General features: G+C 59.9%; 20 protein-coding genes, 1 tRNA gene and 1 pseudogene. 10 read left to right on the plus strand and 12 right to left on the minus strand.

Annotated features, from left to right (window positions below):
• Nucleotides 1-15: 15 nt before the first annotated feature.
• From BLP23_RS31565 to BLP23_RS31585, 5 genes are read right to left on the minus strand one after another with little or no spacing between them, the layout of a single operon-like run.
• A complete protein-coding gene (locus BLP23_RS31565) occupies nucleotides 16-1,239 on the minus strand; it encodes a molybdopterin molybdotransferase MoeA (protein WP_092588617.1) in 1,224 nt (407 codons plus the stop codon).
• Nucleotides 1,236-1,736 carry a cyclic pyranopterin monophosphate synthase MoaC gene (gene moaC, locus BLP23_RS31570; RefSeq protein WP_092588618.1) on the minus strand — a complete coding sequence of 167 codons (501 nt, stop codon included), beginning with the start codon at nucleotides 1,734-1,736 and terminating at the stop codon, nucleotides 1,236-1,238. Before moaC ends, BLP23_RS31565 begins: the two co-directional genes overlap by 4 nt.
• Nucleotide 1,737: 1 nt before the next feature.
• Nucleotides 1,738-2,550, minus strand: coding sequence for an indole-3-glycerol phosphate synthase TrpC (trpC, locus tag BLP23_RS31575; RefSeq protein WP_092588619.1), 813 nt, complete (start codon nucleotides 2,548-2,550; stop codon nucleotides 1,738-1,740).
• Nucleotides 2,551-2,559: 9 nt separating this feature from the next.
• Nucleotides 2,560-3,576, minus strand: a complete 1,017-nt coding sequence (gene trpD, locus BLP23_RS31580; protein ID WP_092588620.1) for an anthranilate phosphoribosyltransferase — start codon at nucleotides 3,574-3,576, stop codon at nucleotides 2,560-2,562.
• A gap of 12 nt (nucleotides 3,577-3,588) precedes the next feature.
• Nucleotides 3,589-5,481 (minus strand): peptidylprolyl isomerase, encoded by a 1,893-nt coding sequence (locus tag BLP23_RS31585; RefSeq protein ID WP_092588621.1) that lies wholly within the window; start codon nucleotides 5,479-5,481, stop codon nucleotides 3,589-3,591.
• Nucleotides 5,482-5,699: 218 nt separating this feature from the next.
• On the opposite strand from BLP23_RS31585, the gene BLP23_RS31590 reads away from it, so the two are divergent.
• Nucleotides 5,700-5,981, plus strand: a complete 282-nt coding sequence (locus tag BLP23_RS31590) for a hypothetical protein (protein ID WP_092588622.1) — start codon at nucleotides 5,700-5,702, stop codon at nucleotides 5,979-5,981.
• A gap of 159 nt (nucleotides 5,982-6,140) precedes the next feature.
• Here BLP23_RS31590 and BLP23_RS31595 read toward each other — a convergent pair whose 3' ends face one another.
• Nucleotides 6,141-6,395: a GlsB/YeaQ/YmgE family stress response membrane protein gene (locus BLP23_RS31595; RefSeq protein ID WP_092588623.1), complete on the minus strand. Its 255-nt coding sequence runs from the start codon at nucleotides 6,393-6,395 to the stop codon at nucleotides 6,141-6,143.
• A 1,393-nt stretch (nucleotides 6,396-7,788) separates the two neighbouring features.
• A complete protein-coding gene (locus BLP23_RS31605) occupies nucleotides 7,789-8,034 on the minus strand; it encodes a DUF982 domain-containing protein (RefSeq protein WP_092588625.1) in 246 nt (81 codons plus the stop codon).
• A gap of 441 nt (nucleotides 8,035-8,475) precedes the next feature.
• Between BLP23_RS31605 and BLP23_RS35185 the strand changes: the two are divergent.
• A pseudogene (locus BLP23_RS35185) lies at nucleotides 8,476-8,631 on the plus strand (DUF1236 domain-containing protein); the annotation flags it as partial.
• Between the two features lie 42 nt (nucleotides 8,632-8,673).
• On the opposite strand, the gene BLP23_RS31615 reads toward BLP23_RS35185, so the two are convergent.
• Nucleotides 8,674-9,144, minus strand: a complete 471-nt coding sequence (locus BLP23_RS31615; RefSeq protein ID WP_092588626.1) for a cupin domain-containing protein — start codon at nucleotides 9,142-9,144, stop codon at nucleotides 8,674-8,676.
• Nucleotides 9,145-9,894: 750 nt separating this feature from the next.
• Nucleotides 9,895-9,984 (minus strand) — tRNA-Ser (locus BLP23_RS31625).
• A gap of 272 nt (nucleotides 9,985-10,256) precedes the next feature.
• Between BLP23_RS31625 and BLP23_RS31630 the strand changes: the two genes are divergently transcribed.
• From BLP23_RS31630 to BLP23_RS31645, 4 genes are all read left to right on the plus strand, one after another.
• Complete coding sequence (locus tag BLP23_RS31630; protein ID WP_092588628.1) at nucleotides 10,257-11,342, plus strand: septal ring lytic transglycosylase RlpA family protein; 1,086 nt, start codon at nucleotides 10,257-10,259, stop codon at nucleotides 11,340-11,342.
• 72 nt (nucleotides 11,343-11,414) lie between these two features.
• Entirely contained in the window at nucleotides 11,415-12,608 is a 1,194-nt protein-coding gene (locus tag BLP23_RS31635; protein WP_092588629.1) for a D-alanyl-D-alanine carboxypeptidase family protein, read from the plus strand.
• Between the two features lie 135 nt (nucleotides 12,609-12,743).
• Nucleotides 12,744-13,427: a dTMP kinase gene (tmk, locus tag BLP23_RS31640; RefSeq protein WP_092588630.1), complete on the plus strand. Its 684-nt coding sequence runs from the start codon at nucleotides 12,744-12,746 to the stop codon at nucleotides 13,425-13,427.
• Nucleotides 13,420-14,445 carry a DNA polymerase III subunit delta' gene (locus tag BLP23_RS31645; protein WP_092588631.1) on the plus strand — a complete coding sequence of 342 codons (1,026 nt, stop codon included), beginning with the start codon at nucleotides 13,420-13,422 and terminating at the stop codon, nucleotides 14,443-14,445. The genes tmk and BLP23_RS31645 overlap by 8 nt, the downstream gene beginning before the upstream one ends.
• On the opposite strand, the gene BLP23_RS31650 is transcribed toward BLP23_RS31645, so the two are convergent.
• The gene (locus tag BLP23_RS31650; RefSeq protein ID WP_092588632.1) at nucleotides 14,446-15,246 is read right to left on the minus strand and encodes a sulfite exporter TauE/SafE family protein; all 801 of its coding nucleotides are present in this window, start codon (nucleotides 15,244-15,246) and stop codon (nucleotides 14,446-14,448) included.
• 238 nt (nucleotides 15,247-15,484) lie between these two features.
• On the opposite strand from BLP23_RS31650, the gene metG reads away from it, so the two are divergent.
• The 3 genes from metG to BLP23_RS31665 are packed head-to-tail and all read left to right on the plus strand — an operon-like array spanning nucleotide 15,485 to nucleotide 18,659.
• A complete protein-coding gene (gene metG, locus BLP23_RS31655; protein WP_092588633.1) occupies nucleotides 15,485-17,035 on the plus strand; it encodes a methionine--tRNA ligase in 1,551 nt (516 codons plus the stop codon).
• A 9-nt stretch (nucleotides 17,036-17,044) separates the two neighbouring features.
• On the plus strand, nucleotides 17,045-17,827 hold the full coding sequence (locus tag BLP23_RS31660) for a TatD family hydrolase (RefSeq protein ID WP_092588634.1): 783 nt from the start codon (nucleotides 17,045-17,047) through the stop codon (nucleotides 17,825-17,827).
• A 4-nt stretch (nucleotides 17,828-17,831) separates the two neighbouring features.
• Nucleotides 17,832-18,659, plus strand: a complete 828-nt coding sequence (locus tag BLP23_RS31665; RefSeq protein WP_092588635.1) for an MBL fold metallo-hydrolase — start codon at nucleotides 17,832-17,834, stop codon at nucleotides 18,657-18,659.
• Between the two features lie 44 nt (nucleotides 18,660-18,703).
• On the opposite strand, the gene BLP23_RS31670 is transcribed toward BLP23_RS31665, so the two are convergent.
• Nucleotides 18,704-19,513, minus strand: coding sequence for a class I SAM-dependent methyltransferase (locus tag BLP23_RS31670; protein WP_092588636.1), 810 nt, complete (start codon nucleotides 19,511-19,513; stop codon nucleotides 18,704-18,706).
• 471 nt (nucleotides 19,514-19,984) lie between these two features.
• On the minus strand, nucleotides 19,985-21,139 hold the full coding sequence (locus BLP23_RS31675) for an MFS transporter (protein WP_092588637.1): 1,155 nt from the start codon (nucleotides 21,137-21,139) through the stop codon (nucleotides 19,985-19,987).
• A 517-nt stretch (nucleotides 21,140-21,656) separates the two neighbouring features.
• Between BLP23_RS31675 and BLP23_RS31680 the strand changes: the two genes are divergently transcribed.
• On the plus strand, nucleotides 21,657-22,667 hold the full coding sequence (locus BLP23_RS31680; RefSeq protein ID WP_092588645.1) for an IS30 family transposase: 1,011 nt from the start codon (nucleotides 21,657-21,659) through the stop codon (nucleotides 22,665-22,667).
• Nucleotides 22,668-22,715: the final 48 nt, after the last annotated feature.

A 22,715-nucleotide genomic window follows, 5' to 3' on the forward strand; every position in this document is an offset into this window, starting at 1 on the left:
CACTTCTGCCAGAAGTCAGCCGAGGAGCTCCGGCCGGAGCAGCATCACCGGGCAGGGGGATCCCGCCGGAAGCTGCGGCGCATGGGGCGGGCGAATGATCAGGCAGTCGGCATGGGCGAAGACCTTCATCATCGACGAATCCTGCTTGCCGAACGGCTCCGCCAGCCACATGCCGGAGGAGGATTTGGCGAGCTTCGCCCGCACATAGTCCTGACGCTGATCGTTGGAGGCAAGGGTGACAGCCGCCTCCACCATGGCATCGCGCTTGACCGGCGGCAGGGAGGCGAGCCTGCGAACCAGCGGCTCGAGGAACAGCAAGGCGCAGACGAGGCTTGATACCGGATTGCCCGGCAAACCGAGCACGTGCGTGCTTGCGAGGCTGCCGACCATCAGCGGCTTGCCTGGCCGCATGGCAATCTTCCAGAAATCGAGCGTCATACCCGCGGCTACCAGTGTGGCCTGCACGAGGTCGTGGTCGCCGACGGAAGCGCCGCCGAGCGTTACGATGACATCGGCACCGGCGGCCTGTGCCTTGCGGACCGCTGCCGTGATAGCAACCTTGTCGTCGGGCGCGATACCGAGATCGAGCACGTCGCCGCCAGCGTTGTGCACCAGCGCCCCGATACCGAACGTGTTCGACGCGACGATCTGCGAAGGACCCAGGTCGCTTCCTGGCGTCAGCAGTTCGTCGCCCGTTGCAAGGATTGCCACAAGCGGCTTGCGCAGCACGTCGAGCGAGGCATAGTTCATCGCGGCGGCCACTGTTAGTCGCGTGAAATCCATGACGGTGCCGGCAGCGAGCACTGCCTCGTTTTCATTAAAATCCTGCCCGCGGGAACGGATATGTTGGCCCTGTCGGACGGGATATTTCGTGCGGATGCCTCCATCGATTTTCTCAGCGTCCTCCTGCAGCAGGACGCTGTCGGCGCCGGAGGGAACCGGCGCGCCCGTGAAGATCCGGACCGTTTCGCCCTTTCCCACGGTGCCATCGAAAGCGTGTCCTGCCGCAGATGTGCCTATGAGCTTGAGTTCAGCGCCGGGCTCCGGTGCATCCTCACGGCGCAGCGCGTAGCCGTCCATCGCAGACGCATTGAAGGGCGGCTGCGTTAGCCGCGCCGTCAAGCCGGCCGCAAGCACGCGCCGATCGCCGTCGGCAAGCGAAACGGTCTCGACATCGGAAATCGGCTTGGCATTCCCAAGCAATCTGCCTTGCGCCTCTGTGACGGGAAGGAGGTTCATCGGCCAGCCTCCGGATGGCGGAAGTCGCCGGATTTGCCGCCCGACTTTTCGACCAGCCGGATGCCGCCGATCTCCATCGCCTTGTCGGCGGCCTTCGCCATGTCGTAGATCGTCAGGCAGGCGACTGACACGGCGGTCAGCGCTTCCATCTCGACGCCGGTCTTGCCCGTAAGCTTGGCGGTCGCGATGATGCGCAGGCCGGGCAGGGCGACATCCTCTTCGATCTCGACGCTCACCTTCGTCAGCATTAGGGGGTGACAGAGCGGGATAAGGCTGGACGTCTGCTTGGCCGCCATGATGCCGGCCAGCCGCGCCGTGCCGATAACGTCGCCCTTCTTCGCGTTTCCTTCACGGATCAGACGCAGCGTTTGCGCCGCCATCTTCACATGGCCCTCCGCGGTTGCAACGCGAACCGTATCGGCCTTGCCGCCGACATCGATCATGTGGGCCTCACCGGAGGCGGCTATATGGGTAAGTCCTGGCTTCTCGCCGCTCATGTCATTCCGCCGCGATTGCCGCTTCGCCGAAGAGCAGAGCGCGGGTCGCAGCCGTCACGTCATCCTTGCGCATCAGGCTTTCTCCGACGAGAAAGGTGTTGATGCCGGCCGCCCGCAGCCGCTTGCAGTCGGCATGGGTGAAGATACCGCTCTCGCCGACCAGCAGCCGATCGTCCGGCACCATCGCCGAAAGCTCTTCGCTGACGCTCAGGCTAACCTCGAAGGTGCGCAGGTTGCGGTTGTTGATGCCCACGAGAGGTGAGGAGAGCTTCAGCGCCCGCTCCATTTCTGCGGCGTCATGCACCTCGACCAGCACGTCCATGTCGAGCGCAAAGGCTTCATCCTGCAGACGTTCAGCCTCGTCATCGGAAAGCGACGCCATGATCAGCAGAATGCAATCCGCGCCCCAGGCGCGTGCCTCGTGCACCTGGTAGGTCTCGAACATGAAATCCTTGCGCAGCGCCGGAAGGGCGCAGGCTTCGCGTGCAGCCGTCAGGAACTCCGGCGCGCCTTGAAAGCTTGGCGTGTCGGTCAAGACAGATAGGCACGCGGCACCACCGGATTCATAGGCTTTGGCGAGCGCCGGCGGATCGAAATCCGGGCGGATGAGGCCCTTGGACGGGCTTGCCTTCTTGATCTCGGCGATCAGGCCGTAGTGTCCGGCATCGCGCTTGGCAACGAGAGCCTTGTGGAAGCCGCGCGGCGCGGTTTGCCCTGCCTGCATCGCCTTCAGGTCGGCAAGCGAAACCTTAGCCTTGGCGGCGGCGATTTCCTCGCGCTTGTACGTCTCGATCTTTCTCAGGATATCAGTCATCGGCCAATCCTAGTCGATATCGTTCGAAACGGCGATCAGTTTATCGAGGGCTACGGCGGTCGCGCCGCTATCAAGCGATTCGGTCGCGAGCTTCATGCCGTCGGCAATCGTCCCCACCTTGCCGGCAACGACGAGCGAGGCAGCCGCGTTGGCAAGGGCGATATCGCGATAGGCGTTCTTCGCGCCGCTCAGTACTTCGCGAAGTGCAGCAGCATTGGCGACGCCATCGCCGCCCTTTATCGCCGCAAGTGCACAGGGCGGCACGCCGAAATCCGCCGGCGAAAGCTCGAAGGTGCGGATTTTGCCGTTTTCAAGCGCTGCTACGCTGGTCTTGCCGGTGGTGGTGATCTCATCAAGACCATCGCCATGCACGACCCAGACGCTCTCCGAACCGAGGTCGCGCATGACCTCAGCGATCGGCACGACCCATTGCGGCGCAAAGACGCCGAGCAACTGGCGGCGCACTCCGGCCGGGTTCGTCAGCGGCCCGAGCAGGTTGAAGATCGTCCGGGTGCCGAGCTCGACCCGGGACGGCCCGACATGGCGCATCGCCGAATGGTGCTGCTGAGCAAACATGAAGCCTACGCCTGCCTCAGTGATGCAGCGCGTGATCACTTCAGGCGCAATCTCAAGCTTGACGCCCAAAGCTGCCAGGCTGTCGGAGGCTCCGGACTTCGAACTCAGTGCCCGGTTGCCGTGCTTGGCGACCGGAACACCGGCGCCGGCGACGATCAGCGCCGCCAGCGTCGAGATATTGTAGGTGCCGCTGCCGTCGCCGCCGGTGCCGACGATATCGATCGCATCGGCAGGCGCTTCCACCCGCAGCATCTTCGAGCGCATGGTCGTCGCAGCACCGACGATTTCATCGACCGTCTCGCCGCGGACGCGCAGCGCCATCAGGAAACCGCCAATCTGCGAAGGAGTCGCCTGACCGGACATCAGGATTTCGAAGGCCTCGCGGGCCTCGTCGCGAGTCAGTGGCTCGCGGCTCGCAGCCTTGGCCAGAAGCGGCTTCAGATCGGTCATGCGCTACAGCTCCTAGCGAACGGCTGCCTGATCGGCGAGCGTTTGGTTGATCGACGCACCGTAGTGCGTTTGCAGTAGGTTCACCATCTGGTCAAGAATGTCGTCGCCGGCAGCGTTCGCCATGGCAGTGATCTGAGCATCCTGATTGTTCAGCACATCACCGGTCGGCTCCGTGTTGACGCTGGTCACCTTCAGCAGGATCTGCGTGCCGGGATCGCCGCCAACGGCATTTGCAACAGTATCGACCGGGCCTGTGAAGGCAGCGGTCACGCCGGCGCGGCCGAGCACGGCATCCTCGGTGCCGCGCGTGATGCCGCTCTTGCTTTCGACGGCAATTCCGAGCGGAGCTGCGATGTCGGCAAGCGTCTTGCCCTTCTGCGCTTCCTGCTTCAGCTCTCCCGCCTTCTTGGCAAGTTCGAGCTTCTGCTGTTCGGCGGTCCAATCCTGCACGGCCTTGTCGCGCACTTCGGCCAGCGGGCGATCGCGCTCCGGCGTGATTTCGCGCACGTCGAACCAGACATACCCGTCATTGCCGAGTGATAGCGCCGGCGCCTGAACACCGGATTCGGTCTTGAAGGCTTCACCGATCAACTGCGGCTTCGCGGGGATGTCCTTGACCTCGTTGCCGCCCTTGTCCAACCCGCTCGGATCGACAGCGTCGATCACGACGGCCTTCAGCTTGAGCTGTTCGGCAATCTGCTCGAGTGTCTGGCCGGAGCCGCGCAGATCCTCGATACGATCGTGCACGTTGATTACCTCCTGCGACGCGTTGACGAGCGCCAACTGCTTGCGGATGTCTTCCTTTACTTCCTCGAAGTTCTTGACGCTCTCCGGCTTGATATTGGAGACGCGGAGGATGACTGGGCCGAACGAACCATCAACGACCGGCGTCGTGCCGCCGTCCCTGGCGACTGCGAAAGCGACATCGGCGATGGCCTGGTCCGGAACCTTGTCCTTGGAGAAGTCGCCGAGCAGCACGTCGCTTGCCGTCTTGCCCTGGTCGGTCACCAGCTGGTCGAAGCTGGTGCCGCTCTTGAGCGCCGTTTCGGCAGCGGTCGCCAGATCCTTGCTGGCAAAGGTCAGCTGCTCGATCGTGCGCGTTTCCGGCGTGCGATAGCTGTCCTTACGCTTGTCGAAATCCTCGCGGATCTGATCGTCCGTGACGGTCGAGGCATCCGCAATGTCTCCAGGTTCGAGCTTCAGATAGGCGATCTTGCGATATTGCGGCGCGCGATAGCGGCTCTTGACGCCATCGAACCACTTCGAAAGCAGATCCTCGGCCGGAGCCTTGATGGGCTCGATGTTCGCGTTCGTCAGCAGCAAGTAGTCGATGTCGCGGCTTTCCTGACGGTAGAGCTTCAGCGCGTCGACGAGCGTCTTCGGAGCGGTGAAGCCGTTCGACACCGCATCGACGATCTGGCTGCGCACCGCGACCTTGCTGCGCTCGCTGATATAGTCCGCCTCACGGATGCCGGCGTTGCGCAAGCGCGAGGTGAAGAGCGTGCGATCGAACTGGCCGTTGACTGCCTTGAAGGCCGGATCCTCAGCGATCAGCTGGGCGAGACGATCTTCCGAAAGGCCAAGATTCATGTCGGCGGCAAGCTGGTCGAGCGAGGCGCCGGCGACGAGCTGGGCGATCACCTGCTGCTCGACGCCGAAGGCCTTGGCCTGCTCGGGCGTCAGACGCATGCCGAACTGCTGGCTGAGGCTTGCGACCTGTCGCTGGTAGGCAAGGCGGAATTCGGTGGCGTCTACCTCCTGGTCACCGACGGTGACGACGGCCGTGCTGCTGGCGCCGGTGAGCAGCGAACTGGAGATGCCCCATATACCGAATGAAGCGACCAGGAGAAGCATCAGGAGCTTGGCGACCCAGGTCCGGGCGGCTCTTCTCAGGAAATGGAACATCGAAACGCAAACCTCGCATTATATTTCGCCCTTTCACGGGCAAAGCTTTCGACGTTCCTTAGAACAAACGCGTAAGGAAATGAAGCGTCTGCGCGTGAAAACATAGCAGGCGCCGGCGGAGGTCCCGGAAGGCGATCGCGTTCAAGAAATGGAGCGCTTCAGGGAACCTTTCGGCCCTCACGTCGTTGAAGCCGCATCCGCAAAAAGAGGAGCAGACAATGGCCGAACTCAAGACCGCCTCCGGACAAACGACGGGCGCACGCGTGAAGGCGGAAATCGCAGCAGATGATCTTTCGGCTCAAGTCACCGCATTGCGCGAGGATTTGGCACGGCTGTCCGAAAGCGTCGTCGCCTTGGGGCAGGGCGCAAAGACCGCCGTTGCCGACGAGGCTTCTGTCATAACCGAGCGCGTGCGCGAGAAAGTGCGTGAAGAACCGATCTTCGCACTCGCCGTAACCGCCGGCATTGCCTACGTGTTCGGCCTGATGAGCCGCCGCTGAAACGACGCGGCATAATTGGACAACATCAACCGCTTTGCGCATCGCCATTGCGGTGTTGCAACCACCCAATGACAAAAGTGGCCGGAACACCGTATCCGATGTTCCGGCCACTTAACGTATAAGCCGGGAGCTGTGGTCCTGGCTTTTCCGCGATTGAAATCAGCGCCGCACAAGACGTCCGAGCGCAATAAGAATGCAGGCGCCGACGAAACCGGTGATCAGGTATCCGAGCCAGCCTGCGAGCGGCTGGATGTTCAGGACACCGAGAATGAAATTGGCAACGATCGCGCCGACAATGCCGAGAACGATATTCATGAGCAGGCCCATATTGCTATGCATGAATTTTTCCGCGAGCCAGCCGGCGATACCGCCGATGATGATCGCCGAAATCCAACCTACGCCTTCGCCTTCCATGGTGATCTCCCTCCTAGAGAAGCAACAAAATTGAACGCAAAACCTGCAGAAACGTTCCTCGCCGGATCAGGGTAGCAGCGGTGTTACCGGCATGTGAAATGGACAAGCTATCAACAAAGAAACACGCCGGAGAGGGCAGGAACTGCAAAACCCAGCGACATTCTCGAACTCTCGTTGCACATTTCTACGCAGCCCTGTGATTCTGGAGGATAGATCATTCGCTTTGCGGGGCAAGCTAAATATTAACAGGCGGTTAACTGCGAAATTTGAATTAAAACGGCTGTCTCTAGTACGGACCGCTGGATAACGTCACCGCGATATGCGTGGGCTCCGTGCTGCGATCGACATCGATCCAGACTTTCTCTGAAAACTGATTCTCGGTGTCGTTGCGAATATACAGCTGTTCTCCCAGCTTCAGCTCCACAACCAGCGCCATATAGGATTGGAGTGCTTTACGGGCGCCGGAACAATCCAGTGCCAGTTCCTTGAGACGCTCCGGATGGCAAGCAGCTCGACGGCTTTTACATATCCAATACCTGACATCTGATTTTCATCGACTGTCCCGAACAAAGAGAAGCGGCAAGTCCTCGTCGAATAGAGCTTGACGCTGCCATTCTTCAACGCAGATTGCGGATAAGCCAGCGTGCAGCCATTGTCCGGGCGGTAGTTGCCGGCGGCCGCAGGCAGTGAAACGAGGAAAATCACCGGCAGGGCGGCAAGTCGATTAATCATGGGAAAGAAGCAAGAGCTTGGAAAAATACAAGCAGATTGCACGCGGGATGGGCCCGAAAAGCAACTAGCTCCCTCCAGAATCGTGTTTCTCGCTTCCTTGTCCGTTTACCGGAAGGTGAAGCTGCGCCAGTTCGAGAGGCGGGCTTTCGCGAGCACGGTTTGTGCCTCTCGCACGACAAAGAAAGCGCCGAAGATCGCTGCAATCGTGATGAAATCCCAAAACATAGGCGCGCTCCTTTGATGGAAAGAAAGAGCGGGTCGAAGCTTGCGCCCCCGCCGACGCTACGACCCGCTCGAAATCCGAGCGCCCGCCGGGCGCTCAAGGACATACAACCCTTATAGGGCGTCAATGAGTCCGGATATCGTAAGATATAGGGATGTGGGGGGCGTGCGTGGCAAAGCAGATCGACGTTTCTGCTGTCTGCTGAAACCCAGTGCAGGGAATGCCCGCCACGCGTGCCTTCGGGTCGGACAATGCCGTTCCTGGCCGACCATCAATTGACAGAATAGGAGTACTATGTTTACGCCATAGCCCTCTGGCTCCAGATGTCGCGGAAAAGCGCCGCAATGTCGCCCCGGAGGTAAGTCGCGCCTCTTGAGCGCCATCCCCCTGATACGCGGAACTACGCGCCGGAGCCTGTGAGCAGTAGGGGTGAATATTTCAGTTGGCCCTCAGAATACCAGATTCCTCTGCTGCTGCGATGAAAGCGGTCTGAGGATCTATGTCGGGCTTTTCGCCCTCGAGGGCCTGGAGACAGGCCTTCCGAGCTGCCGCATATGCGGGGCCTTTGTGACCGGGCCAGGACGTCATCAGAAACGCAACGGCTTCTCTGGTATTTTTTACGGTGCGGAAATGATCGTCGCAGTCGATCAACTCGATGCTGCGTTCCCAGATGTCCGAGTTCATGAAATGCAATCTCCGTTGGCGATCATTTCAACGGATAGCCATGAAGTCTGTTCCGAGAAAAAGTGTACTAACGCTTACGACGGAAACAAGAGCGCGGCATGATCTCAGTGAGATAGTGAAAACCGGAATACCTGCGGCAGAGTAACGTGGAAGCCCCTGCCTTCACGGTCGCGCACCTTCAGCGGAGGTGCCTCCGGCTTCTTCAAAAGCTAGATGCCTAACTTTCTCAGGGCACAGCACAACAATCTCCATAGACGTGACTTCATCAAGGTATTTGAGCAGCAGCGTTAGGGTTGATCCCACGGCACCAGGGCGCACGTTCAACGACTGGAAGCGCTGAAAAAGCCTGCCAGGATCAAATTTCCAGGTGAAAGAAGACAGCCGTGGACGGCGAGACTGAACGGGGAGGAGTAACTCGTCGCAGGTCGCAAAAGTGCAACGGAGCTCCTCACGATCCCTGATCAGCCCGATAACGGCTATGTGATCGTCAACGAAAAGCGCGTGCTCGTCAATCCGAAGACCCGCGCGGTGATCGAGGTCGTGGAACTTGAAAGTACTGCGGGCCTCCCCCAGGCCCGCCATTCCTCCCATCGATAGTCCATTCGTCCTTGCCGCTGTTGAGACACCAGCAGCGGCCGGCTATTGCGACTTCTGAGGATCGTCCGCCGGGTTGACATATTTGATGGCCCATGGGCCAGTAGTCGTAATTTGGATCACCGTCGGTTCGTCGAAGCGAGCGAAATGCGCCGTGCCGGGCGGCAACGCGATGAAACTGCCTGCAGGCAGCGCCTTCGCTGCGCTTGGATCGGCGGTTTCGCCCATTCCGAGATTGATAGTCCCTGATATGACTGTGACCACTTCATGCACAGGATGCGTGTGCGGCGCCACCGCATAGCCCGACGGCACCTTGAGCCGGAGGGCAAACAGGCCTTCCTTACTGGGATCGCCGAACAGGACCGCCGCCTCTGCTCCAGCAGGAAGCACCTTGGGGGCCGGACCCCACTTGACATCATCGGGACTGACCATTGTGTGTCCACCCTCTGCCGAAGCAAAGGAGGCCATCCCGCATAATCCGATCAAGCCGGTTGCGAGTATCGATGCAACTCTCATGACAAACCTCCCTCTTCTCGCCAGGCCTTTGCCTCGGCTGAGCGCAGAAGCAGGCTCGCGAAACGTAGATAGTATGTCCGCGGACCAGGTCTAAGCAAGCTCTCCTCTAATGGACTTTTAAAAATTGCCTGATGGACAGAGAAGATGACAAAAGCTCCTCAGAAGCCGACGAGGTCACAGATCGGGAGGACGAAAAATGGCCGGGCGAAACTCGCACCGACCTTTCTCGATCCGGCTCAATAGCAACGGTCTTTGCAGGCGTGGCCGGAGACAGGCTCTACTGCTGCGCCGGAGCCGCAGGAGGAGAAGCCGGCGCCGGGGTTACATTGTTGCTGGTCGGCGCAGTCGGCGTTGCCGGTGCTGGGGCAGGCTGCGTGGAGGGCGTCGTTGAAGATGTCGAGATCGGATCGGTCTCAGGCGAGCCACCCCACTCGAACCAGACAACTCCAGCCACCAGAATCACCGCGATAATGGCGGCCCATGTGCCCCACAAAGAGCGACTGCGGACCGGAGTAGTGCGCGGGTCTGATCTGCGATCAGGGAATTGCGGGTCGTAAGTCATGGCAGTTTTCTCCATCTATGATGGAAGAGAAATGAGATAAACTTGTTTTTTGTTCCGACCCGTCCGCAGCGGTTTGAGACGGTTTCATTGGTAATTCGGGGTGAGAATCCAGCCTCGCTCGTTTTCGCGCAAGTGCTTTGATGAATTGAGGATTGCTTCTTGGGGCTCCGGGTCGGACACAGAGATTATGGCGGAAGAGGTGGGATTCGAACCCACGGTACGGTTTCCCGCACGCCGGTTTTCAAGACCGGTTCCTTAAACCACTCGGACACTCTTCCTTGCGCGCCTTATGGCGCAAAGGATATGGCCAATGCAAGGGTCGGGCGCAAAAATCTGCCACCGCAGGACCCGGCTAGATGACGATTGCGCGATGCGTCGTTAGGATTTTGTAAACCATGACTATTAAAATTGTTTCTATCACCACGAAATCATTCGCAAATTCGCCATGATGGCCGCCGAGTTAAAGTCTCGTTAGGTGAGTGGGCGTAGGCATAACTGGCCCGTTGTCGGGCAGGTTCTTAACCATACGATCTTGGGCGGCGTGGGACATATGAGACTGGAATACGGGGCGACCTCTTTCGCAACGGGTACACGGTGGCTGGCGTTGGCCTTGATGTGCGCCACCGTCACGGCTTGCGGTACGGCTTCGCAGGTGTCGAAGAAGCGCGCTCACGGCAAGGAATATTTCTCCGAAAAAGAATATGGTGTCAAAGCCAGCCCGCGGGTTGCCAGTGGCGCCAACATACCGAAGGGCGGCGGGCGCTACATCGTCGGCAACCCTTATGAGGTCAAGGGGAAGTGGTATTATCCCAAGGAGGACTTCGCCTATAACAAGGTGGGCGTAGCCTCGTGGTATGGCTCCGCATTTCACGGCCGGTTGACGGCAAACGGCGAAGTCTACGACCAGATGCATCTTTCCGCCGCGCATCCGACTTTCCCGTTGCCGAGCTACGCACGCGTCACAAATCTCGAAAACGGATCGTCCGTGGTCGTGCGCGTCAACGACCGCGGTCCTTATCATGAAGGCCGCATCATCGATCTTTCCAACAAGACGGCGGATATGCTCGATCTGCAGCACAGCGGCACCGGCAAGGTGCGTGTGCAGTATGTCGGCAAGGCGCGCATGGATGGGCACGATATGCCGTACCTGATGGCGTCCTACGTGCCGAAGGGAAGCCGGATTCCGGGCGTCAATCCGGGAGGTCAGATCGCAACCGGCGTGATGGTGGCGTCGAACAGCAAGCGGATCACCGGCGATCAGTTGCAGAGCCTTGGCACTTTGACCGTGGATCAATCGCGTGTGCCGGTGCCAATGTCTGCGACGGCCTATGGCGGCTCCACGCCGAGCGCGCGCTACAATGCGGCACCGGTGGCGACACCAGCTTCCGTTCTCGGAAATTCAGGACAGGCTTTCGGACAGATGGTCGTGCTTCCGGAAATCGGACCCGTTCCCTATGAACGTCCATATGGCTACGGGCAGGGCGGTTCGCTCGCGATGGGCTACCAGGACGAGGTTGTGAAGACGGTGACCGTAGAGCTTGCTTTCGACGCAGTCATGGTCCGCAATGACGGGCTGACGCAGGATTCGATCCTCGCCTCTCTCAAGCGTCAGCAGGCAAAACAGATCGCGCCCTGATTGGAAGCGATTGCGCGTAGCGCGCGCTGCTTCTAACGTCTGGAGTCGAACCTTCGATCCTATGGAGCCTCGATGTTGAAGCGTCTGCTTCGTCTTTGTGCGTGCCTTCTGCCCTTCGCTTCGCCATCCTATGCTGCGGAAACCGCGCCCGCCGGCTTTGTAACCAAGGCCGCACAGGCCTACATGATCGAGGCATCCACCGGAACGGTGCTGCTTGCAAAGAACGAGGAGCAGAGTTTTTCACCTGCCTCGCTCGCAAAGCTGATGACGTTGGATCTCGTCTTTGGCTCGTTGAAGAAGGGCGACATCACGCTCGACACCGAATATCCGGTTTCCGAATATGCCTGGCGGACGGGAGGTGCTCCGTCTCGGACGGCGACGATGTTTGCCGTGCTGAAATCCCGCATACGTGTTGAGGACTTGATCAAGGGCGTTGCCATCCAGGGTGCCAACGACGGATGCATCATTCTTGCGGAGGGCATGAGCGGCACGGAGGGCAATTTCGCTGCCGCAATGACGCGGCGGGCGGAGGTGCTCGGCATGCCGAAAACGGTCTTCGGCAACTCGACCGGCTTGCCGGACGGCAAGAGCAAGGTATCGGCGCGTGACTTGGTGACGCTTGCGATCGATCTGCAGCAATCCTTTCCCGAATATTTTCATTATTTCGCGCAGCCGGATTTCGAGTGGAACAGGATTTTCCAGCGCAACCGCAATCCTTTGCTCGGCCTTGGACTTGGCGCGGACGGACTGGCGACCGGCTTTGCAGAGGGCGAGGGATATTCGATCGTCGCCTCGGCGGAGCGAGATGGAAAGCGGCTCTTCCTGGCGCTCGGCGGCATTGCTTCCGACAAGGAACGGACCGAGGAGGCAAAGCGCATCCTGGAATGGGGGCAGACGGCCTTCGAGGACCGGCAGCTTTTCGCGGACGAGGAGATCGTCGGCGCGGCCAGCGTCTATGGCGGCCAGGCCGGAAAGGTGGACCTCGTCGCGAAGGGGGCTGTCAGCGTCTACATTCCGGTAAGCAATCCTGACAGGCTCTCTGCGCGGATCGTTTACCGCTGGCCGCTGATGGCGCCCATTGCTGCCGATGCCGAAGTGGGCACGCTGGTCATATCGGCGGGCAGCCGCGTGTTGCGCGAGGTGCCGCTTTACACCGCACATGGCGTCGAGCAGGGTTCGTTGACGAGCCGGGCGGTCGACGCGCTTCTGGAACTTGGCGAATCGCTGTTCTTCTCGTGGCTCTGGGACGAGGCCGAGCCCACCTGATCGCCATATTCATTGCCTAAATTGCCGGGGAAGGACCGGAAGGCGCCCAGCCTGAAGGTTTCGCTTGGCTCTGTCTTCGGATAGATAGGAAGAAAGCCCGGTGGCGCGGGCACTGAAGAATACGGGAATGTGTCATTGTCATCCGGTACGGGATTGTTCGTTACGTTTGAAGGCGGAGAAGGGGCGGGGAAATCCACGCAGATCCGCCGCCTGGCGGAAGCGCTGAGGGCGCGCGGCCATGAGGTTCTGCTGACGCGGGAACCCGGCGGGTCGCCTGGTGCGGAAGCCGTGCGCCACGTGCTGCTGTCCGGCAGCGCGGAAGCCTTCGGCACGCGCATGGAAGCCATTCTCTTCGCCGCAGCCCGTAACGATCACGTCGAAGCGGTCATTCGCCCGGCGCTTCTTCAGGGCAAGATCGTGCTGTGCGACCGGTTCATGGATTCCTCGCGCGTCTATCAAGGCGTGACGGGCAATCTCGAGGCGGACTTCATCGAGACGCTGCAGCGGATCGCCGTCAACGGCGTCGTACCGGATTGCACGTTGATCCTCGACATTCCGGCAAGGCTTGGTCTGGAGCGAGTGAAGAAGCGCAGTGCGGCGACGACGGACGGGCCGGACCGTTTCGAAAAGGAAGAACTTGAGACTCACGAAAAACGCCGCGAAGCTTACCTCGACATAGCCGCGCGCGAACCGCAGCGGTGCCACGTCGTCAATGCGATACAGGACGAAGAGCCGATTGCCGCGGAAATTCTTGCGATTGTCGATCAGCTTCTTAGGCCCGTTGCCGTCGTCAAGATGCCGGAGGCCGCGCATGAGTGAGGAGCGGCCGGGGCTTCTGGACGGCGCCATCTGGCCGGCCGAAAACACGAAACTTTTCGGGCATGACGAAGCCCAGGCTTTTCTTTCCCAATCCTATCGCTCCGGCAAGGGCCATCACGCAGTCCTGATCGAGGGGCCGGAGGGGATCGGCAAGGCAACGCTCGCTTTTCGCTTTGCAAACTACGTTCTGTCGAATCCCGAACCGGCAACAGCGCCTGCAGCGATCGGCGATCCTGATGCGGGCTCTGCTGTCAGCCGCCAGATCGCTTCCGGGGCGTCGCATAACCTGCTCTATCTTTCGCGTCCCGTTGACGAAAAGACAGGCAAGGTGAAGTCGGCGATCACGGTGGACGAGGTGCGGCGCGCCGGACGCTTTTTCTCGCAGACCTCCGGAACTGGAAACTGGCGCATCGTCATCATCGATCCGGCAGACGACATGAACCGCAATGCGGCCAATGCCATCCTGAAAATTCTGGAAGAGCCGCCCAAACGTGCGCTGTTCCTCGTGCTGTCGCATGCGCCGGGAAAACTTCTGCCGACAATCCGTTCACGGTGCCTGCCACTTAAGCTTTCGCCGCTGGATAATGGCGCCCTGGGCGCGGCACTCGCCAATCTCGGCGTAACCGGCAGCGATGCCGCGATGATATCGATCGCGAAAGGCAGCGTCGGGGAGGCGCTGAAGCTCCTGAACTACGGCGGCGGCGAGATCATCGCGGCATACAACGAGGTCTTGTCGGCCCAAGGCCCGACCGCTCGAAAGGCAATGCATCGTTTGGCGGATGCCTTGTCCGGCAAGGACAGCGACACAATATTCGAATTCTTCGTGAGCCATGTCGGCGACGACCTGATGCACCGGGCGCGCCACGCGGCGCAAGCAGGCGAGCTTTCCGCCGCCGAACGGCTGGCACGCCTGCAATCCGATATCAACGAGCGGCTTTCCGTTTCCGACGCATACAACCTCGACCGCAAGCAGACGATCCTCAGCATTCTCGGCGACATCAAACAGCCGGGCCCCTGATCAGCCCGCAAGCAGTTTCCAGGCGACGATCGCGAGCGTGAGCGCAAGCACGATGCGAATGGTGCGTTCATGCAGCTTCGGCGCCAGGAGGCTGCCGGCAATAATGCCCGGAACCGAGCCGATCAGCAGTGCCAAAAGCAGGAGCCAGTCGATCTCGCCGATGATCCAGTAGCCCATGCCGCCGATAAGCGTCAGCGGCACCGCGTGGACGATATCGGAGCCGACGATTTCGCGGACATCCAGCCGCGGATAAAGTACAAGCAGGATCGTTACCCCGAGTGCACCGGCACCGACAGATGTCAGTGTGACTAGGATGCCGAGTGCCAGCCCGAGGGTGACGGTGAGAACGGCAATCGTCGCCGGGCGGGGCGGGGCGCGCTCGCCAGTGACCCGGCGGGCAAAGCCGAGAATCTGCGCGCGGAAAACAAGCATCACGGCCGTCATGACGAGAAGCCAGCCAAGCGCTGCGGTAATCGTATGGGCAACCTCGATGCTCTTGCGGTCGACGCCTGCCATCAGCCAGAGCATCAGGAGCGCTGCCGGAACACTGCCTGCCCCGAGCGCACCGACAACTCGCCAGTTGATACGGCCATGCATGCCATGGACCGCTATGCCCGCCGTCTTCGTGACGGCGGCATAGAGGAGGTCGGTTCCGACCGCGGTTGCCGGATGGACGCCGAATAACAGGACGAGCAGCGGCGTCATCAGCGAGCCGCCGCCCACGCCGGTGATGCCGACAAGCGCGCCGACGAAAAAGCCGGAAAATGAATAGAGAGGCTGAAAATTTTCGAGAAACGTCAAGCGACGGACCTCTGACAGACAGAGAAACGGCTTTTGCCCGCTGCTGGAAATCTCACGTCGGTTGCGCCCCGTTCTTCAGTTTCGCAAGGCCTAGAATGTGGCAGAAAGCGAGTCAAGCTCGGCGCTTCGGCAAACCGCCAAATCATAAGCGGTTTCGAAACTTAGTGTTTCTCTTCTTCATGACATGCGCTAAGAGCGGCTGATATTTCGAGAGAGTAAGCCCGACACGATGGCCGCTATGACAGACAAGACGCCCTTCTACATCACCACTGCGATTTCCTACCCGAACGGCAAGCCGCACATCGGCCATGCCTACGAGCTGATCGCAACCGACGCCATGGCGCGCTTCCAGCGTCTTGATGGCCGTGATGTCTTCTTTCTGACGGGCACCGACGAGCACGGCCAGAAGATGCAGCAGACGGCGCGCGCGGAGGGAATTACCGCCCAGGAGCTTGCCGACCGCAACTCCGGCGAGTTCCAGGCGATGGCTCAACTTCTGAATGCCTCGAACGACGATTTCATCCGCACCACGGAACCCCGCCACCACGAAGCCTCCAGCGACATCTGGAAGCTGATGGCGGAAAACGGCGACATCTACAAGGATTCCTACGCCGGCTGGTATGCTGTGCGCGACGAAGCCTACTACCAGGAGAACGAGACGGAGCTCCGCGCCGACGGCGTGCGCTACGGGCCGCAGGGTACGCCCGTCGAATGGGTGGAAGAGGAAAGCTACTTTTTCAGGCTTTCCGAATACCAGGACAAGCTCCTCAAGCACTATGAGGACAATCCCGATTTCATCGGTCCTGCCGAACGGCGCAACGAAGTGGTTTCCTTCGTCAAGTCCGGCTTGAAGGACCTTTCGATTTCGCGCACGACTTTCGACTGGGGCATCAAGGTGCCCAACGATCCATCGCATGTCATGTATGTCTGGGTCGACGCGCTGACCAACTACATCACGGCGACCGGCTATCTCCAGGATCCGAACGGCCCGAGGGCGAAATACTGGCCGGCCGACATTCATGTCATCGGCAAGGACATCATCCGCTTCCATGCGGTCTATTGGCCCGCCTTCCTCATGTCGGCGAGGCTGCCTCTGCCGAAGCGGGTCTTTGCTCATGGCTTCCTGCTCAACAAGGGCGAGAAGATGTCGAAGTCGCTCGGAAATGTCGTTGATCCCGTCAACCTGGTGAACCATTTCGGACTTGATCAGGTGCGGTATTTCTTTCTGCGCGAAGTCTCCTTCGGCCAGGACGGCAGCTACAGCGAAGAGGCGATCGGCACGCGGATCAATTCCGATCTTGCGAACGGCATCGGCAATCTCGCGAGCCGCTCGTTGTCCATGATCGTCAAGAATTGCGACGGCAAGATACCGGAATGCGGACCGTTGACCGACGAGGACAAAGCAATGCTGGCGCAGGCCGATGCGCTGCTCGCGTCGACGCGCGAGGACATGGACAAGCAGATGATCCACAGGGCGCTCGCTTCCATCATCGCCGTCGTTTCGGAAACCGACCGTTATTTTGCAAGCCAGGAGCCTTGGGCGCTGAAGAAGACCGATCCGGCGCGGATGGGGACCGTGCTTTATGTCACCGCTGAAGTCGTCCGCCAGATCGCGATCCTGCTGCAGCCGTTCATGCCCGAATCGGCGGGTAAGCTGCTCGACCTCGTTGCTGCGCCGGCCGACAAGCGCGGTTTCACGGCATTAGGCGAAGCCGGACGCCTTGTTCCCGGAACGCCGCTGGAGGCACCAAAGCCTGTCTTCCCGCGCTATTTGGCGCCGGAAACCTGAGGGTCTGCCATGCTGATCGATACGCATTGCCATCTGGATTTCGCCGATTTCGAGGAGGAGCGAGACGATATCGTCTCACGTGCTCACCAGGCAGGCGTGAGGCAGATGGTGACGATCTCGACGCGGGTGCGGAAACTCGAAAAGCTGCTCGCGATCACCGAGAAATATCCCTCGGTTTTCTGCTCGGTCGGCACGCATCCGAACAATGCGGATGAGGAGCTCGACATTCAGACCGAAGATCTCGTGCGCCTCGCCAAGGAACACGAGAAGATCGTCGCGATCGGTGAAGCCGGGCTAGATTACTTCTACGACACGCAGAAGCCGGAGAACCAGAAGACAGGCTTCCTGCGCCATATCGCTGCCGCGCGCGAAACACAGTTGCCGCTTGTGATCCATAGCCGCAGTGCCGACGAGGACATGGCGGCAATCCTTACGTCAGAAACGGGGAAGGGGGCCTTCCCCTTCATTCTCCATTGCTTCTCGGCCGGTCCCGAGCTTGCCCGAACCGGCGTCGAACTCGGCGGCTACATTTCTTTCTCTGGCATCCTCACATTTCCGAAATCCGAGGAGTTGCGGGCGATCGCAAAAACAGTCCCGCACGACCGGCTGCTTGTCGAAACCGACGCGCCTTACCTTGCGCCGAAGCGCTGGCGCGGTAAGCGCAACGAGCCGTCCTATGTGGTGAACACCGCCGAGGTTCTGGCTGAAACGCTTGGCGTCAGCCATGCCGAGATGGCGCGGATCACCACTGAGAATGCTTTCCGCCTCTTCTCGAAGATGCCGAAGGTCTAGCCGCGTGAGCTACCGGCGGCGCTTCACCATTCTCGGCTGCGCGTCGTCGCCCGGCGTGCCGCGCATTACCGGCGATTGGGGCGCCTGCGATCCGGCCAATCCGAAGAACCGCCGTACGCGGGCAGCCTTTATGGTGCAGCAATACGACGACAACGGCGGGGTCACGACCGTCGTCATCGACACCGGATCGGATTTCCGCGAGCAGATGATTGCCGCCAAGGTGGAGCACATCGATGCTGTGCTTTACACGCATCCGCATGCCGACCACATTCACGGCATCGACGATCTGCGCGGCTATTTCCACAATGCACAGCAGCGCGTGCCGATCTATGCCAATCCGTTCACAATGGACCGCATCCGCCAGGGCTTCAGCTATTGCATCGAAACGCCGCCCGGCAGCAATTATCCGCCGATTGTCGAACCGATCCTGATCGAGGATATGACGCCTATCACCATCAGCGGGGCTGGAGGCACGATTTCATTCCGACCGCATCTGCAGCAGCACGGCGACATACATTCGCTTGGCTTTAGAATCGGTGATGTCGCCTATTGCAGCGATATCAGCGACTTTCCGCCGGAGACTGTCGCAAAACTTCAGGATCTAGACATCCTCATTATCGACGCGCTGCAATACCGCTATCATCCGAGCCACCTGTCGCTTGAGCAATCACTCGACTGGATCGGCCGGCTGAAGCCGAAGCGGGCGATCCTGACGCATATGCACACGCCGCTCGACTACGACACGGTGATGGCCGAGACGCCCGAACACGTCGAACCCGCCTATGATCAGATGCAGTTCGAGGTCAAAGTGGATGAGCTGCGAGCGATCTAGCACAACCTGGGAACGGATTAGTGACCGGTATTTTCCGGCACCGGCTAGCGAACCTCGGCGATAACGACATGAGCACGTAGGTTTCCCTGAATAGGTCCGCTGCCAAAGCGCTGTTCGAACGCTGCGGCGACCGCTTGAACAGCCTTTTCGTCATCGGCAGCGCGCGCGGCGATCTCCATTTTCAATGGCGTACCCCGACAGAATGCTATGGCGACGTCGCGCGGCGAGGGCGCATTCGCGGCCATGTCTATAGTTTCGATCGTCACTTTCCGGAAGCCCGCGTGCCTGAGATCACTCTCGATCGTCTCTCGCTCGTAATAGCCATGCGGCGTTCGTTCGAGAAAACGCGTGGGGTCGTCGGGAAAAGCCGCGACGATTGCCTCTGAAACAGTGCGGGCAATTTCGTTTTCGGAAAGCGAGGCCCAAGTGTTGAAAAGAAACGTTCCTCCTGGCTTCAGCACTCTTAGTATCTGGCCATAACCGCGCTGCTTGTCCAGAAAGAACATGACGCCGAACTGGCAGGCAACAACATCGAAACTTGCGCTGTCAAAGGGCAGCTCGAGTGCGTCGGCCTGTTTCCACTCGACCTGACGGCCAACGCCTTTCTTCGCTGCGATATCGAGCATCGCCTGGTTCAGATCGGTAGCGACGATTTGGACCTCCGGCGCAAGCCTGGCCGCCATCGCCCGTGTCAGCACGCCCGATCCTGCGGCGACTTCCAGAACACGTTCAGGATGACAGTCCGCGACGCGGGCCGCCAGATCCGATGCGTACCCCTCAAACAGGATCGGCACGAGGAACTGCTCGTAGATCGCGGGAATGTCTCCCTGGAAAAGCGCGTCGGTCGCGGTCATTGTCTTCTTCTCCTTGGCTTGCCGGCGCATCACGCCGAGCGAGCGATCTTACCATCTGGACGCACCAGCGGAGCTGTCTCCCAATACTTCCTTGTTCCGAGTAAAGTGTCACACCCAACAGCCAAGGCAACTAGCCCAAAAGACCTAAGCAGGACCACCAACTCGACGGTCAACCGGAGACGGTCGAACCGGCTGGGAGCGTAGGCTCCCATATTTCCGACACCTGGAGATCAGATGGCTTTCTGCACCTCCGCGGGCGACACGGCCCAAGGTCATTCTCCCGTCTAGCGTCCAGAGATCGATCAGCGCTCAGCGCCCACCAGGTGGGGACTTAGGTTTAGTGCCCCGTGCGAATTCGCCGGCGCGGAGCAGGGGCTGTCGACGGACGGCGGGGGCCCATAGTTTGTGACCGTGTAGCTGGGCAGGTGTTTATCCCAGTAAATACCAACGGAGCAGTTTTCCATAGTGCATTTAGACAGTAGCCAATCGGCGGTGAGCGGAGAGGGACCGAACACATATTAAAGCGGAAAGTATGACTGGCAGGCAAACAAGGTACGCTGTCCTGATACCAGCGTGCTCCGCCACGAAACCGAGGAGCGGTGGAGCGAGGAAGAACACGACAAACGACATCTGGCCCAGTGCCGCGACATTGAGATGGGAGGCTCGGTCCGAGCGCCGCGCCGCTGCAGAAACGGCAAGGGGGTATACCACGCTACAACCGCCGCCCATGAGCGCAAATCCAACAAGGGCGATGTATTGATGCGGAGCAAGCCACACCGCGCAAAGCCCGAGAGCTGACACGAGCAGCAGTGTCAAAGCGACCGTCCGGGAGCCGAAGCGATCAACAAACGGATCCGCAAACAACCTCGTCAAAGCCATGAAGAAGGTGAAAAGCGTGAGGCCCAGCCCTCCAACGAACGGTTCGGATTGGAAGACATCGCGCATGTAGATCGCCGACCAATCAATGCCCGCGCCCTCGACCAGGAATGCGGCGATACCAATGACGCAAAGAGGAAGCAGTGCAACTGTCGGAAGCGCGATACGCCCCGCGTCTGCATGATCAAGCGCCGCTCTTGCAGGGGCATTGCGCATGCCAGCGATTACTATCGTACCCACGATCAGGACAAACGCGAACGTCAATCCAAGATGAAGCTGCGTTGATACGCCGGCCTGGCGGACTGCGGCCGAAACCAGGGCTGTGACGAAAAAGCCCAGGCTCCAGAATCCATGTGCCCGGTTCATCACGCCCCGTCCAAGCTGCGCCTCGATGCGGTCAATCTCGACGTTGAGATTGATCTCCAACGCTCCTGCCAACAGTCCTTCGCACAGAAGAATGCCGAAAACTAAAGGAGCAGCACTCACCCAAGGGACAAGAGCAAGACACGCGGACGTTCCCAACACGGTAAGAAAAGCGGTGGTGCGTGCTCCGAAGCGGGCCACGACGGGGGACGAAAACGTTAGTGAAATCAACGCGCCGACCGCTGCTCCAATTAGCGTCAAACCGAGTTCAGATTTGTCAATCTGGAGGGCGTCTTGAAGGTCCGGAAGGCGCGACAGCATAGCGCCCATCGAAACAGCGAACAGGAAGAAGCAGACATAAATCCGCTGCTGCGGTCCGATGTGCATGTTGTGGCTCCGGAGGCGAGTACGATGGGAGACCTCCTTTTAGGAGAACTGCCTCCCGATAACAACATGAACGCTCGCTCTTAAGTGGTGTAGGACGCGGTTTGTGGCGTTTAATTGCCCCGAGGCATCTCAACGCAGAGGCAAACGAGCGACCCCAAGAAGCGTTATCGCGAGCCTTCTGGGTGTCGCTGCTGGACAGAGGACTAAGCGCTTTCGGTGATGGCCGCAGAGGTCGATGCTTGTAATTGGTGTTCGCCCGCAGTGTCGGCTATCGTAACCACGGTGCAAAATGCGGGAGCGACCTCGTTGGTGGGAGCCACTCACGCCAGGAGATTATTCTGGCTCGACCGCTTGTGCCAGTTCTTCTGCGTTTTTACAGGTGCCCAGCACCTCGCTCATCGGCTCTCATATGTTCCATAATCTATCTTATGCGATCGAGGTGTGTAGCCGGGTGGGTTCAAGGATGAAGTGCGACTTGCGATAGATACCAATGGGTTATCACTCGCAAGGAATGCTCATGACACGCACCTACTCCCAGATCGATATGGATGAACGTCGTAAGATCGCTCGCTGGCGAGCGGCCGGCCTGAGCGCCACGGTCATTGCCGAGAAGCTTGGACGGCATCGTTCGACGATTTTCCGCGAGCTCAAGCGGAATGCGTTTGAGGATCCGCAAATGCCGGATCTGAGCGGCTACTATTGCGTGACCGCCAACGAGATGGCACGTGAACGCAGAGCCAAGCTGCGCAAGCTCGCCCGCTTCGTCCATGTGCGCCAATCGGTGATCGAGCGGATCATGCATGGCTGGTCGCCACAGCAGATCGCCGGTCGCATGCGGCTGGAGCGCCATCCGATTTGCGTCAGTTACGAGACGATCTACAAGTTCGCCTATTCCGCAGACGGTCAGGCCATCAAGCTGTGGCGGCACCTGCCGGAGCGTCGCGCGAGACGGAGACCGCGGCATGCCCGACGCCGTCACGGTCGCCGCTTCAGCCCGGAACTCAACATTCTTCACCGTCCTGACACGGTCGCCGAACGCAAGCAGTTCGGGCATTGGGAGTGCGATCTCATTCAGTTTCGCAAGAAGTTCGGCAAGGCCAACGTGACCTCACTGGTCGAGCGGGTCAGCCGCTTTGCGGTCTTCCTGCGCAACAACGACCGGCAATCGAAACCGATCATGGACGGGTTGATTGAGGTGCTCCAACCCCTGCCCCACGCTGCTCGGCGCTCGATCACCTTCGACCGGGGCACTGAGTTCAGCGAATGGCCCTATCTTCAAGCCGGCATCGGAACGCAGACATGGTTCTGCGACCCGCAGTCGCCCTGGCAGAAAGGCACGGTCGAGAACACCAATGGCCGGGTTCGCAAATGGCTTTCGCGAGAGGTGGATCCCCTGTCGATCAGCGACGGCGAGCTGAGAGACATCTGCGACCGGCTCAACTCGACGCCGCGGAAGTGCCTGGGCTACCGAACGCCCGCGGAAGTCTTCCGCAAGAAACTGCTCGCGCAAATGCGACGTGTCGGTTAGCGTCACACGTGCAGGTCGCAATTCGGCTTGAACTCACACCGCAAAGTT

It is taken from the genome of Rhizobium mongolense subsp. loessense (assembly GCF_900099775.1).
GTDB classification, from domain to species: Bacteria; Pseudomonadota; Alphaproteobacteria; order Rhizobiales; family Rhizobiaceae; genus Rhizobium; species Rhizobium loessense.